The sequence below is a fragment of the Acidocella sp. C78 genome, from assembly GCF_907164655.1.
The window spans coordinates 1-12,922 of sequence record NZ_CAJQZK010000111.1 but is presented as its reverse complement, the minus strand read 5'-3'; the positions used below and the strand labels follow the sequence as shown (position 1 = coordinate 12,922).

The following is a 12,922-nucleotide window of genomic DNA, read 5'->3' as shown; positions in this document are numbered from 1 at the left end:
AAACCCGGCGCGAATTTCCGGCAGCCTGACCGATCCGCCCTCCCCCTTGATCGAGATCAAAGTGACATGTCGAATTGTCACTATAACTTGACACATCAAGCGGAGAGGAGGACGGGATGCGAATCCTGCTGGTGCATCCGAACTATCATTCAGGCGGTGCCGAGATCGCCGGAAACTGGCCGCCCGCCTGGGCCGCCTATATCGCCGGCGCGCTGAAATCCGCCGGCTTCACCGATCTCCGCTTCATCGACGCGATGACCAACGACCTGTCGGACGACGCGCTGCGCGACATCCTCCGCGCCGAACGGCCGGACATCGTCGGCGCCACCGCGATCACCCCCTCGATCTACAAGGCCGAACGCCTGCTGGAAATCGCGCGCGAGGAACATCCCGGCGCGCTCACGGTTCTCGGCGGCGTGCACGCCACCTTCATGTATGGCCAGGTTCTCGCCGAAGCCCCCTGGATCGACGTGATCGTCCGCGGCGAGGGCGAGGGGATCATCGTCGATCTCGCCCGCGCCGTCGCCGCCGGCGATTTCGCCGCCACCCGCCACGCCATTCGCGGCATCGCCTTCCGCGAGGGCGGCAAGGTCGTCGCCACCGAAGCCGCCCCCACAGTGAAGGATCTCGACGCCCTCGCCCCCGACTGGAGCATCCTCGCGTGGGACCGCTACCGCTACATCCCGCTCGGCACCCGTGTCGCCATCCCCAACATGGCGCGCGGCTGCCCCTTCACCTGCTCCTTCTGCTCGCAATGGAAATTCTGGCGCGACTACCGCTACCGCGACCCGGCGAAGGTGGTCGATGAAATCGTCCGCCTGCGCGATGAGCACGGCGTCGGCTTCTTCATCCTCGCCGACGAGGAACCGACCATCAACCGCAGGAAATTCGTCGCCTTCTGCGAGGAGCTGATCGCGCGCGATGTCGGCCTGCTCTGGGGCATCAACACCCGCGTCACCGACATCCTGCGCGACGAGGCGCTGCTGCCGCTCTACCGCCGCGCCGGGCTCATCCACGTCTCCCTCGGCACCGAGGCGGCGGCGCAGATGAAGCTCGACCGGTTCAACAAGGAAACCACGATCGAGCAGAACCGCAAGGCGATCGCCCTGCTGCGCGCCGCCGGCATCGTGGTCGAGGCGCAGTTCATCGTCGGGCTCGAAAACGAAACCCGCGAAACGCTGGAGGAAACCTACCGCATGGCGCGCGACTGGGCGCCCGATCTCGCCAACTGGTCGATGTACACGCCCTGGCCCTTCTCCGACCTGTTCCGCGACCTGGCCGACAAGGTCGAGGTGTTCGACTACGAGAAATACAATTTCGTCACCCCGATCATCAAGCCCGCGGCGATGGACCGCGCCGAACTGCTCGACCGGGTGATGCACAATTACCGCCGCTTCTACATGCGCAAGGCGTTCTTCTCCTACCCCTGGGCCGGCTCCGGCGCGCGAAGGCGCTACCTGCTCGGCTGCCTCAAGGCGTTCATGAAATCCGGCTTCGAGCGGAAATTCTACGATCTCGGCCGGGTCGGCTACTGGGGGCCGCAATCGAAGCGCAAGGTCGATTTCCATTTCGACGGCGCGCGCGACCGCGCCGGCGCGGCACAGGTCGAATGGCGCACCATGCACGACAACGGGCGGCAGCGCCGCAAGACGCGCGAAGCGGCGGAGCCGCCCCCCTGACCGCGCGCGCCGACCCCTCAGGGCCGCTGATCGGGCCAAACGCGATCCTCCAGGTCTTCGCCGCCCTCGCCGCCTCCGGCGGTCCGGCCTGCATCGCCCGGGTCGCGCGGGCGGCGGGGCCGAAAACCGCCTCGCCCACCCGCCGGCCACGATGGTCCCCGCCGCCGAGGTGCTCGCTTTGCACCGCGCGGTGCGCGCCTGCCTCGGCGCCGGGCCGGGCGGCGCGGTGCTGCGCGCCGCCGGCGAGGCGACCGGGCGCTATCTCCTCGCGCACCGGATTCCGCGCCCGGTCCGCCTCGCGCTCCGCGCCGCCCCGGCGCCGCTCGCCGCCCGCCTGCTGGTCGCCGCCATCCGCCGCCACGCCTGGACCTTCGGCATGCCGGAGGGGCTCGGCGCCACCTGGCGCGGCGGACTTCGCCTGACGCTGACCGCCAACCCCATCGCCCCACCCGGCGCCTGCGGCCCCGGCTGCGACTTTCACGCCGGCACGTTCGCCGTGCTGTTCCAGGCGCTGGTGGACCGCCGCCTGCTTGTCCGCGAAACCGCCTGCCGCGCCGCCGGCGCGCCGTCCTGCGTCTTCACCATCGGGCGCGGCTGATCCGCCGCCGGCCGGTGGACCGCCGGCGCGGATGATGCTCTACCGGCGCTGCCCAGAATCAATCCCCACCCGGCCGCGCACCGCCGCGCGGACCGCAGGAGATGACGACGTGACCGACAGTTCCACCACCCGCCCGGCCGAAACCGTCATCGGCGCCGGCACCCGCCCGGCCGAAACCGTCATGGGCGCCGGCACCCGCCCGGCCGAAACCGTCATGGGCGCCGGCACCCGCCCGGCCGAAACCGTCATGGGCGCCGGCACCCGCCCGGCCGAAACCGTCATGGGCGCCGGCACCCGCCCGGCCGAAACCGTCATGGGCGCCGGCACCCGCCCGGCCGTCGCCGTCATCGGCGCGGGCGCCGCCGGCCTCGCCGCCGCCCGCGCGCTCGCCGGCGCCTGCGCCGTCACCGTGTTCGACAAGGCGCGCGGTCCCGGCGGCCGCCTCGCGCATCGCCGCCGCGAGGGCTTCGCCTTCGATTTCGGCGCCCCGTTCTTCACCGCCCGCGACCCGCGCTTCCTTGCCGAGCTCGCCCGGCTGCGCGCCGCGGGAATCGTAACACCCTGGGCCTGCCGCTTCGCCGAAATCGAGGCCGCCGCCATCACCCACCGGCGCGACTGGGGCGAAACCCCGGCGCATTACGTCCCGGTCGGCCGGATGAGCCGCCTCACCGCGCACTGGGCCGCGGGGCTCGACGTCCGGCAGTCCTGTCGCATCGCGGCGCTGCACCGGATGCCGGCGGGCTGGGCGCTGGAGAGCGAGGCCGGCGAGCGGTTCGGCCCCTTCGCCTTCGTCATCGTGGCGGTGCCGGCGCCGCAGGCCGCCGCCCTGCTGCCCGCCGCCTCGCCCCTGCACGCCACCGCCGCTTCGGCGCGGATGCAGGGCGCCTTCTCGCTGATGCTCGGCCTCGCAGCACCGCTCGATCCCGGCTTCGATGCCGCGCTGGTGCGCGACGGCGCGCTGAGCTGGATCTCCCTCTGCGCCGCGCGGCCGGGGCACGAGGGCGGGCCGGGCCTGGTCGCGATCTCCCGCAATGCCTGGGCGGACGCGCATCTCGAGGACGATCCGGCAACCATCCGCGCCGCCATGCTGGACGCTCTCGCCGCCTGCCTCGGCCAGCCCTCGCGCCGGTGCATCTCGACCTGCATCGCTGGCGCTACGCCAACGCCCCGGCCGTGGCGGCGCGGCCCGACCTGATCGACGCCGAAGGCGGCCTCGCCCTCTGCGGTGACTGGACGTCGCAGGGAAAGGTCGAGGCCGCCTATCTCTCCGGGCTCGACGCCGCCGCCGCCGTCCTCGCCCGTCTCGCCGCCGGCTGAGCGGGCGGGTCTGCCGCCGCCGCCGCCTCGGCCGCGTCACGATCCACCGCGCCGGCCAGCGCCGCGCGCGTCGCCGCCTCGCTGTATCGCGCGGCGACAAAGGCAAGACCGGCCTCCGCGAGACACTGGTTCAACGCCTCGTCCTCATGCACGCGGACGATCTTGGCGGCGAAATCCGCCGCCGTCCCGGCCACCAGCCAGTCCAGCGGCGCCGGCAGGTCGAGCCCCTCGGCGGCAACCGGACTCATCACGCAGGGCAGCCCGTGCGCGAAACTCTCCAGCACCTTGCCCTTGATCCCGGCGCCGAAGCGCAGCGGCGCCACGGTGCAGCGCGCCCGGTGCAGCACATCGGCCAGATCGGGCACATACCCCACCATCGCCAGCCCCCGCTCGTGCAGCCGGGCGATCGCCTCGGGCATCCGGCTGCCGACGATGCTGCTCGTCGCCGCCGGCAGCCGGGCACGAAGGGCGGGCAGGATGTCGTCGGCATAGTGCCGCACGGCATCGACATTGGGCGGATGCTGGAAACCGCCGACAAAGACGATCCCCGCGCGCTGTGCGAACGGCGCCGGCGTCGGGCGCGGCCGGACCGCCCATGGCACCACATGCGTGGCGATCTCGGGCACCAGCTCGCCGAGCAGCCGCGCCTCGGCCGAGGAATGGACGATCACCGCGTCCACCACCCGCATCACCGCAAGCTCTCCCGCCTTCTGCGCCACCAGCCCCACCGTGTGCGGATCGCCCGGCGCCACCGCGGCCTGGCGTTCGAGGCGGAGGAAATGCAGATCGGCGACGCTGTAGACGATGCGGCATTTCGGAAAATAACGCCGCGTCAGCATCGCGTATTTGGCGGCGTTCGAGTAGCGATGGATATAAACGAGGTCGGGCGCCACCAGCGCATCGCGGAACACCTGCTCGACCGACCGCGCATAGGGCGCGTGCAGGCACTCGATGCCGATTTTCCTGAGGCTGGCGGTATAGGGCTGATGATCCTCCATGTTGTCCGCCGGCATGAACGTCACCTTGTAGCCGAGCGCCTGCAAGGCGCGCATATGCGCGACCGCCGCGTTCGATCCGGCGTCGAGGTCGGGTGTCGGCACGGTATCGTCGATGAAATAGGCCCGCCGGCGCACCTGCCGCTCGGCCTCCAGATCGGGGCTCTCGCCGTTGAACCGGTGCCCGGCCAGAACATCCCTCCAGCGCGCCTGGAACTTCCGCTGGTTGACGAGCTGGTAGCGCTTGAGCCCGCCGCCGGCGACATCGACGCCATTGCTGACGCCTTCGAGATGCACCACCTCCGAGGCCGGCTGCACCACCACCCGCCGGCCGAGCTGGCGAACCCGGAAGGCGAGGTCGACATCCTCGTAATAGGCCGGCGCGTAATGGCTGTCGAACCCGCCCAGCGTCTCGAACAGCGCCCGCTCGACCATCAGCGCCGCGCCGGACACCCAGTCGGCGTCGCGCAGATGCAGGAAGCGCGGCTCCGCCGGGTCTTCCCCGCGGCCCCAGTTCCACCCGTCGCCGAGACGCCAGATGATCCCGCCCGCCTCCTGCAACGTGCCATCCTCGGCCAGCAGCCGCGACCCGGCGATGCCGACGCCCGGCACCAGCTCGAACGTGTCCACCAGCGCGTCCAGCCACCCCTCGCGGACCAGCGTGTCGTTGTTGAGAAACAGCAGATAGCGCCCCCGCGCCTCGCGCGCGCCGGCATTGCAGGCGCCCACGAAGCCGAGCTGCTGCGGCGTGCGCACCACCCGCACCGGCCCGGCGAACACCAGCGTGCAGAGCAGGGTCTCGTCGGTCGAACAGTCGTCGACGATGACGATCTCGCACGAGCGGCGCGGGAAATGGTCCCTGATCGACTCCAGGCAGCGATAGGTATGGTCGAAATGATCGTGCGCCGGAATGATCACCGACACCTCCGGCGCCGTCTCCGCTGCGCCCGCCTGTCCCAGGGTCAGCAGCGGATAGGCCCGGCTCAGCGCGTCGATGATCCCGCCGGTCCGCCCGTCGAGCTCGTCCCGCGGCACCAGCCCCTCGCGCATCGCCGCCGCCGTCCGCCCCGCCGCCCCGGCCAGCCGGTCATGCGCGTTGATGCACTGGTTCAGCAGCCTGAGCAGAAAGCCGATCCCGCCGGAAAGCTCCTCCGGCGCGCGCGCGGCGAGCGAGGCCTGCACGAAGGCCTCGGTCATGAACCGCAGCGCCGGCTCGTCGAGACGCGGCGGCGACCGCACGATCCAGTGCGGCGACGCCAGCAGATCGAGCCCGTCCGAGGCCCGCCGCAGACTCACCAGATGCCGCGAATGCGGCAGCACCATGTCGAGCCCCGTGAACGCGAACCCGTGCCGCCCGTCACCATACCCCACCTCCTCCAGATCCGGCCGATAGAGATCCGCCCGCACCCGGAACAGCATCACCCCTCCCTCGACGAGATCGACATCCACCGGCTCGCCCGGCCGCGCCGGGTCCCAGATCCAGCCGGAAATCATTTCGTGATCGCATCGCTCCAGATACCCGATCGGTTGCAGCGACGCATCGTCGCCGGGCGGCGGCGACGGCCCACCGTTAGCGTCCGCCCCGATATCGCCGGCCGGGCGCCGGTCCGGCGTCGCCCCGCCAGCGTCGCCGCTTGCCGCGCGTGGCGAAATCTTTTGTCTTTTCTTCGATAAAGATGAAATATTTTCGTTATGATTTTGTCTTTTTTGCATATCGTCCAATTAATAAGTTAATATTTGAATACGTTTTGTTATTAACAGGGACGCACTATGCCGCGTCCAGCCCCGCCCTGTCGAGCATCATCCTGCGCCGCGGGACGAAAACCGCGCCGCGCCCCTCAGGCGAACCGATCTCGTGCGAACCGATCTCGTGCGAACAGGCGGGTCACGCCCGTCAGGCGCCGGCGGCCCCGTCCAGATCGAGCGCGAGCTGCCCCGGCGCGGCGGCGGCGCGGCGCGGCGGCGTCCGGGCCCGTCCCCGGCGCGAGCCGTGGCGAAGCTGCACCGCATCCGCCTCGCGCTGCGCCTCCACGAGCCGCCGCCGCGCGAACAGCGCCGCCTTCGCCGCCCGCGCCGCCTCCTCATGGATCACGATCCGCGCCGGATAATCCGGGCAGAGCCGCGCCCGCTCGGCGGCGTCGAGCCGCCAGGGCTCGTGCACCAGCGCCCCCGCCACCGCCGCCAGCTCCGGCACGTGCAGCCGGATGAACCCGCCGGCGGCATCCTGGTCGTGTCCCTGCTTGACCGGCGAATACACCCGCACCGTGTTGATCCCGGTCTCGCCGGACTGCATCTGGCATTGCGGCCAGTGAATTCCCGGCTCGTAATCGGTGAACAGCCGCGCCAGCACCAGGCCGCTCTCCTGCCAGGGCAGGAACAGGTCATGGCTCGCGAACGACATCAGCATCGCCCGCATGCGGAAATTGATCCATCCATGCGCCGCGAGATAGCGCATCGCCGCATCGACGAAGGGATAACCCGTCCGCCCCTCCGCCCAGGCGGCGAGGCGCGCCGGATCGGCCGGCGGCCGCATCCCCTCATATACCCGCGCGAAAGGCCGCCACTCCGCCTCCGGCTCGGCCTCAAGCTTCTGGATGAAATGGCAATGCCAGTGCAGCCGGGCGATGAACGAGCGCAGCGCCGCCCCCAGCGGCTGGCCGCCGGCACCTCGCGCTGCCGCCGCCAGGCCGCCTGCGCCGCCTCGCGGATCGAGAGACAGCCATAGGCCAGATAGGGCGACAGCCGCGAGCACGCCGCCTCGCCCGACACCGGCGAAGACATCGCCCGTGTATAATCCTCGCCCCGGCGCGCGAGGAACGAGCCGAGTGTCTCCAGCGCCGCCGCCCGCCCCGGCGCCTGCCCGTGCCGCAACCCGTCCGGCGCGAGGCCGAGCGCCGCCGCCGCCGGAACACAAGCTGCCGCCACCCCCTCCGGCGGCGTCGCCCAGGCGATGCCGCGCGGCGGCGGCAACGAAGGTGCCGCCATCATCCGGTCCCACTGCGCCGCCCAGCGGTCGCGGTTCAGCGCCGGGCCGCGGATCACGCCGAAATTGCGCAGCTCCGTCCACGTCACCCCCTGCCCGCGCGCCCAGCGCCGCACCGCCCGGTCGCGCGCATGGGTCCAGCGATTGCCGGTCTCCTCGTGCGACCACAGGCTGAACCCGCCGAGCCGCCGGCGCAGCGCCTCCAGCACCTCGACCGCCGGGCCGACGCGCACCAGCAGCCGCCCGCCCGCCGCCGCGATCGCCGCCGCCAGATCCTCGATGCAGCCGGCAAGAAACGCGTAGTGCCGGTGCGAGACATCCGCCAGCCGCCAATAGTCCGGCTCGACGATCACCAGCGGCAGCACCGCCCCCGCGCGCGCCGCCGCGCTCAGCGCCGCGTGATCGGCGAGCCGCAGGTCGCGCTTGAACCAGACAACCGAGATTTCGTCTCCCATGCCGCCCGAAATGGTCGCCCGCGCCGATCGGACAAGGCGCGGGCGGCGCGAGGACGCGGGCGGATCAGGCGCGCAGCAGCCCGCCCATCGGCGCCACCGCCGCGCTGTCGGGGAAAATCCGCCCGAGCGCCGCGCCCCCCAGTCCGAACTGCGCCGCCAGCACCCCCTTGGCCAGCGCGCGGAGATCGGCCGTCGGCGCGAGATCGCGGTTCTGGAACAGCTGCCGCTCCTTCAGCCCCGGCCAGGTCGCCAGCACCCGCCCGCCTTGCACCGCGCCGCCGGCGAGAAACGCGACCGTCCCGGTGCCATGATCGGTCCCGCGCGTGCCGTTGATCCGCGCGGTGCGGCCGAATTCGGTGATCACCAGCACGCAGGTCTTCGCCCAGGCCGCGCCCAGCGCCACCTTCAGCGCCGCCACCCCGCGATCGAGGCCGGCGAGCGGGAAGGGCAGCAGTTGCATCTGGTTGACATGCGTGTCCCAGCCTTCGAGCTGGAACGCCGCGATCCGCGGCCCGTCGGCGGCGGCGAGCAGCGTGCCCACCCGCGCCGCCAGTTCGGGAAACCCGTAGCCCCCGGCCGGGCGCGCGGGCCCCGCCGGCACCCGCATCCCCGCCTCGTCCATGTCCGGCGCCGGCCCGGCGGCGAAGGTCGCGGCGTCGAACCGCCGGGCGCCAAGCCCACGGGCGATCGCCGGGCCGAATACCGGATCGCCCGCGTTGAGCTTGCCGATCGCCGCGTACAGCCCGCGATCCGGCTGCGCGAACCCGACCGGCGCATAGGCGCCCACCGGTTCCGCCCCGCGCAGGATCAGCGGCGTGCCGATCCCCGCCGCCAGCCCGATTCCGCCCGGATCGCCATCCGCCGGCAATTCCCCGATCAGCCGGTTGAGCCAGCCCGAATTCATGCCGATCTGCCCGACGCCGGTCTGCAACAGGTCCTGCGCCTCGAAATGGCTGCGCGTCCGATACGGGCCGGCGATCGCGTGCACCGGCAGCAATTCGCCCGCGGCATAGAGCGCGTGGAACCGCGCCAGCGCCGGGTGCAGCGCGTAGAACCCGCCGAGATCGTGCCGCGCCGATGCCGGCGGGATCAGCCCCGGCCGCAGCCGCGCGAGATCGGGGTCGCCATGGGGAATGACGGCCTCCATCCCGTCGAGCGCGCCGCGCAACAACACAACGACGAAGCGCGCCTGCGTCGGCGCGGCGGCGAGGGCGAGCCGGGTCCGGCCCAGGGTCGCGACGGTCGCGAGGCCCAGCAGCGTCGCGCGGCGGGAGAGATTCATGTCGGTCACCGTCTGAGAAATTCGGGAGAGGCGAACAGCAGCGCCAGCGCCTCGCGCGGCGAGCCGGCGGCGCTCACCGCCGCCAGCGTCTGCGGGCGCAGCCGCGCGCCGAGGGCGGCGGTGGCGATGGCGGCGGGCGCGCGGTCGTGGCTGCGCCCGGCCATGGTATAGGCGAAGTCGATCCGCGCCAGCACCGCGTCCGGCCCGCTCCAGTCGCCGCCGAGATCGGACCATCCATCGGGCAGCGGCGCCGCCCAGAGCGGCTGGCCGAGCCGGCGCAGCATCCCCAGCGCCGCCGGCACCTTCGCCTCGGTCTCGCCGAGCGCGCGGCCGACCGAGAGGAAATACTCGACCGGCGTCTTGATCTTGGTCCCCGGCGTCCAGGCCTCCGGCAGGTCGACCAGCGCCGCCGCCGCCGCCCGCAAATCGCCCTGCGTGCCGGCCAGCACGCCGGCGACATGCGCGACCGCCGCCGCCGGCGGCTGGTCGGCCACGAAATGCCGCACCAGCTTGGTCGCCAGCGCCGTCCAGGTGGTGTGATAGGTCGAGAGAAAGCGCAGCGCCGCGATGCCGCCCGCCTCGCCCGGCGGAAAGCTGCGTCCCATCAGCGTCTGCGGCCCCGGCTCATGGGCGAAGGGATGAAAGCGGAACCCGGTCGGCTCCGCCCGCGGGTCGACCGACCATCCGGTGAGCAGCTTCGCCATGGCGATGACGTCCTGCTGGCTGTAGCCCGCGCGCAGGCTCACCGTATGCAGCTCCATGCACTCGCGGCCGAGATTCTCGTTGAGCCCGCGATGCCGCCGCGCCCCGACCCGGCTGTCCGGCCCGACCGACCCGGCATTGCCGAGATAGAGCAGCATCGCCGGATGCCGCTCCACCGCCAGCACCATGTCGGTGAACCGGCCGGTCACATGCGGGCGGATCGCCTCGCGCAGGAACGGGCCGATCAGCGCCGCGGTGCCGCCCTGACGCATCGACACGGTGAAATGATTCGCCCAGAACCAGACCAGCCGCTCGCGGAACGGCGCGTCGGTGCGCAGCGCCCAGCTGAGCTGGGCGGCGGCATCGGCGCGGAACATCTCCCGGCCGCGCGGCTTGAAATGCTCCTTGAGCGAACCCCCCTCGCGGGCGAGCCGCTTGCGCCTCATCCGGTCCTCGCGCAGCGCTGCGAGCGCCGCGGCCCCGCTCGGCAGGGCGGCGAATTCCGGCGTCGCCAGCGCCGGGTCCGGCCCGTCGAGCTGGCCGAGCAGCCAGGCGCGCGGATCGGCCGGCGGCGCCTGGTCCGGCCGCCCGCCCAGGCCGAAGCGGATCATCGCCTGCGAGGGCGTCAGACTTGATGCCTGCGAGGGCGTCAGACTTGATGCCTGCGAAGGCGTCAGGCTTGATGCCTGCGAAGGCGTCAGGCTTGTCGCCTGGGCGGATGCGAGGGTCATCGCCGTCACCCGCTCAGCGGCAGCGATAGGGGTGCCAGTAGCACCAGCCATGGCGCGGTCCGGCGGGATAGACCACGCATCCCGCAAGCCCGCCGGCGAGTCCGGCGAGCAGGATCGCGGCCACCGCCCGCCGCGCGATCCGCGCGGCCCGGCCCGGCCGTACATCCTGAGGGGGCGTAAAACGGAACGTGCGAGACAGCATGGGTGAGATCCTCGATGATCTGTGGCGCGTCGACCGCGCGGGGCCTGTTTCCCGTTCAACGCGCGGGCACCGAATATCCGTCGCCCCTTCAGCCCGGCGGCGGCAGGGATTTTTGCTCCTGCGGCGGGGGAGCAGAAATACCGCCATGCGGCGGGGGAGCAGAAATACCGCCTCGCGGCGGGGAGCAAACGCCCCGCCCCGCCGTTGCAACTCGCCATGTTCGGCAAGGCCGCGCGCCAGTTTCCGCCGCTCGCCGCGCGGCAGGGTGGCGGCGAAGCGCAGCGCCGCGTTGTCGAGCCTCGCCAGCAGCTCGCCGCGATCCCGCCGCGCCCTGGCCAGCAGGGACGCGATCGCGGCGCGGTCGAATTCGGGGCGGATGAACAGCGCCCCCGCCTGCTGGCGGCTGCGCCGCGCATCGCGGATCAGGTCGCGATTGTCGCGGATCACCGCGAGCATCGCGGCGCGGAAGCGGGCGCGGTCGGCCGGGCGCAGGGCGTGGCCGGCGGTCTGGATCGGGCCGGAGCCGTGATGCGGCGGCCTGTGCCAGCCGCCCCGGCGCGACAGCACCGCGAGCCCGCCGCCAAAGGCGCCGATCATGAGGGCGTTGACGAGCAGCGAGGCGACGAGGCCGATCTGCAAGCTTCTGGTGGTCACAGCGTATCACTCCAGTTGGCGGCATCGCCGCAGGATGGCACCGGCGCGCCGAGCACGGTGAGGGATTGCGAACAGCCCGCCCCGCCCGCCGGCACCAGGCGGGCGACCAGCACGGCGCCGATCGCCCCGCCGCCGGCCAGCGCGCCGGCGAGGCCGAGTCCGGCCAGCCACAGCCGCAGGCGCCGCGGCGCCTGCCGCCGCCGTGCCGCGTCGCGGGCGATCCGCCCGGCCAGCGCGGCGCCCGGCGCGGGCACCGCCCAGCGCGCCAGCGCTGCATCCAGCGCCGCCTCGGCGGCGAGAACCGCCTCCGCCTCGGGGTGGGCGTCGCGAAAGGCCCGCGCCGCCGCGCGCTCGGCCTCGGGCCAGCGGTCGATCGCGCCGCCATAGGCGGCGGCCAGGGCGGCGAAGCGTTCGGGCGTCATGGTCGCAGATCCTCGAGCTGTTGGCGCAGGGCGCGGCGGGCGCGGGCGAGCAGGCTTTCCAGCGCCTCGACGCTGATGCCCAGCGCCGCGGCGGCCTCGATATTCGACAATCCCTGATACACCTGCATCACCAGCGCCTCGCGCTGGCGGGCAGGCAGTCCGGCGACCGCGCGCTCCACGCGCCGGCTTTCGGCGTCGCGCGCGAGCATGAAATCCGCCCCCGGCGCCGGATCGGCCTGTTCCGGCGGATCGGCGACGGCCACCTCCCGCCGCCGCCGCAGCCGGTCCATGCACAAATTGAGCGCGACGCGGTGCAGCCAGGTGTCGAACCGCGCCGCCCCCGGCCGCCACGCCCGCGCCTGCCGCCAGACCCGCAGGAACACCTCCTGCGCGATATCGTCGGCCAGCGCCGGATCGCGCAGCAGCCGCAGCGCGAGCCGTGCACGCGCGGCAGCTTGTGCGCCATCAGCGTGCGGAACGCCGCCTCCTCACCCATGCCGATCCTCGCCAGCAGCGGCGCATCCGGGTCGCCCTCCGGGTCTGTCATGTCCTCGCGGAAGCCCACCCTGCGCCGGTTGCCGCGCCGACCGGCCATCCGGTCGGCATCCGGTCCGTTCAACGCGCGGGCGGCGGGTTTCCGTCGCCGGCGCGCCGGGTTTTTTCACCGCGCCCGCACCCGGGTCAGCCGCACCAGCGGCCCGAGCCCGGCCGGCGCGCGGCGAGGGCGGCGAACAGCAGACGCTGGCCGATCGCCGGGCGCTGCGCGCGATAGAGCAGCGAGGCGAGGCGGATCTGCCCGCCAAGCTCGCCGGCGAGGCGGCGGTGATGGGCCACGGCGTCCTGCCGGCCAGCACCGCCTCGGCGGCGCGCCGCGCCCCGTGCAGCGCCATCGCCATGCCATC

General features: G+C 72.7%; 12 protein-coding genes and 1 pseudogene. 4 read left to right on the top strand and 9 right to left on the bottom strand.

Annotation, left to right across the window (positions count from 1 at the left end; translation table 11 throughout):
• Positions 1–116 precede the first annotated feature (116 nt).
• The 4 genes from bchE (at position 117) to ACIDOCELLA78_RS82545 (ending at position 3,594) form a co-directional block, all read left to right on the top strand.
• Complete coding sequence (gene bchE, locus ACIDOCELLA78_RS82560; RefSeq protein ID WP_201727699.1) at positions 117–1,679, top strand: magnesium-protoporphyrin IX monomethyl ester anaerobic oxidative cyclase; 1,563 nt, start codon at positions 117–119, stop codon at positions 1,677–1,679.
• Positions 1,680–1,767: 88 nt separating this feature from the next.
• Complete coding sequence (gene bchJ, locus ACIDOCELLA78_RS82555; RefSeq protein ID WP_283770810.1) at positions 1,768–2,277, top strand: bacteriochlorophyll 4-vinyl reductase; 510 nt, start codon at positions 1,768–1,770, stop codon at positions 2,275–2,277.
• Between the two features lie 109 nt (positions 2,278–2,386).
• Entirely contained in the window at positions 2,387–3,472 is a 1,086-nt protein-coding gene (locus ACIDOCELLA78_RS82550) for an NAD(P)/FAD-dependent oxidoreductase (RefSeq protein ID WP_201727697.1), read from the top strand.
• Positions 3,451–3,594 carry an FAD-dependent oxidoreductase gene (locus tag ACIDOCELLA78_RS82545; protein WP_201727696.1) on the top strand — a complete coding sequence of 48 codons (144 nt, stop codon included), beginning with the start codon at positions 3,451–3,453 and terminating at the stop codon, positions 3,592–3,594. Before ACIDOCELLA78_RS82550 ends, ACIDOCELLA78_RS82545 begins: the two co-directional genes overlap by 22 nt.
• Here ACIDOCELLA78_RS82545 and ACIDOCELLA78_RS82540 read toward each other — a convergent pair.
• The 9 genes and pseudogenes from ACIDOCELLA78_RS82540 to ACIDOCELLA78_RS82500 all read right to left on the bottom strand — a co-directional run.
• Positions 3,537–6,083 (bottom strand): glycosyltransferase, encoded by a 2,547-nt coding sequence (locus ACIDOCELLA78_RS82540; protein ID WP_201727695.1) that lies wholly within the window; start codon positions 6,081–6,083, stop codon positions 3,537–3,539. The two genes, ACIDOCELLA78_RS82545 and ACIDOCELLA78_RS82540, sit on opposite strands and share 58 nt — an antisense overlap.
• Before the next feature lie 400 nt (positions 6,084–6,483).
• Positions 6,484–7,341 (bottom strand): FAD-binding domain-containing protein, encoded by an 858-nt coding sequence (locus tag ACIDOCELLA78_RS82535; RefSeq protein WP_249675012.1) that lies wholly within the window; start codon positions 7,339–7,341, stop codon positions 6,484–6,486.
• Between the two features lie 365 nt (positions 7,342–7,706).
• Positions 7,707–8,027 (bottom strand): annotated as a pseudogene (locus ACIDOCELLA78_RS82530) (deoxyribodipyrimidine photo-lyase); the annotation flags it as partial.
• 64 nt (positions 8,028–8,091) lie between these two features.
• Entirely contained in the window at positions 8,092–9,309 is a 1,218-nt protein-coding gene (locus ACIDOCELLA78_RS82525; protein ID WP_201727810.1) for a DUF1501 domain-containing protein, read from the bottom strand.
• A 5-nt stretch (positions 9,310–9,314) separates the two neighbouring features.
• On the bottom strand, positions 9,315–10,742 hold the full coding sequence (locus ACIDOCELLA78_RS82520; protein ID WP_307850851.1) for a DUF1800 domain-containing protein: 1,428 nt from the start codon (positions 10,740–10,742) through the stop codon (positions 9,315–9,317).
• A gap of 13 nt (positions 10,743–10,755) precedes the next feature.
• Positions 10,756–11,598, bottom strand: coding sequence for a periplasmic heavy metal sensor (locus ACIDOCELLA78_RS82515; protein WP_249675011.1), 843 nt, complete (start codon positions 11,596–11,598; stop codon positions 10,756–10,758).
• Positions 11,595–12,020 carry a hypothetical protein gene (locus ACIDOCELLA78_RS82510; RefSeq protein WP_201727693.1) on the bottom strand — a complete coding sequence of 142 codons (426 nt, stop codon included), beginning with the start codon at positions 12,018–12,020 and terminating at the stop codon, positions 11,595–11,597. Before ACIDOCELLA78_RS82510 ends, ACIDOCELLA78_RS82515 begins: the two co-directional genes overlap by 4 nt.
• Positions 12,017–12,403, bottom strand: coding sequence for a sigma-70 family RNA polymerase sigma factor (locus ACIDOCELLA78_RS82505; RefSeq protein WP_249675009.1), 387 nt, complete (start codon positions 12,401–12,403; stop codon positions 12,017–12,019). The genes ACIDOCELLA78_RS82510 and ACIDOCELLA78_RS82505 overlap by 4 nt, the downstream gene beginning before the upstream one ends.
• Positions 12,404–12,701: 298 nt before the next feature.
• A partial coding sequence (locus ACIDOCELLA78_RS82500) for a hypothetical protein (RefSeq protein WP_201727692.1) occupies positions 12,702–12,922 on the bottom strand: 221 nt, incomplete at its 5' end.

Excerpts from the sequence above, each read along its gene's own strand:
- ACIDOCELLA78_RS82525 (WP_201727810.1), bottom strand. The coding sequence starts at position 9,309 with ATGAATCTCTCCCGCCGCGCGACGCTGCTGGGCCTCGCGACCGTCGCG.
- ACIDOCELLA78_RS82520 (WP_307850851.1), bottom strand. The coding sequence starts at position 10,742 with ATGACCCTCGCATCCGCCCAGGCGACAAGCCTGACGCCTTCGCAGGCA.
- ACIDOCELLA78_RS82510 (WP_201727693.1), bottom strand. The coding sequence starts at position 12,020 with ATGACGCCCGAACGCTTCGCCGCCCTGGCCGCCGCCTATGGCGGCGCG.
- bchE (WP_201727699.1), top strand. The coding sequence starts at position 117 with ATGCGAATCCTGCTGGTGCATCCGAACTATCATTCAGGCGGTGCCGAG.
- ACIDOCELLA78_RS82540 (WP_201727695.1), bottom strand. The coding sequence starts at position 6,083 with ATGATTTCCGGCTGGATCTGGGACCCGGCGCGGCCGGGCGAGCCGGTG.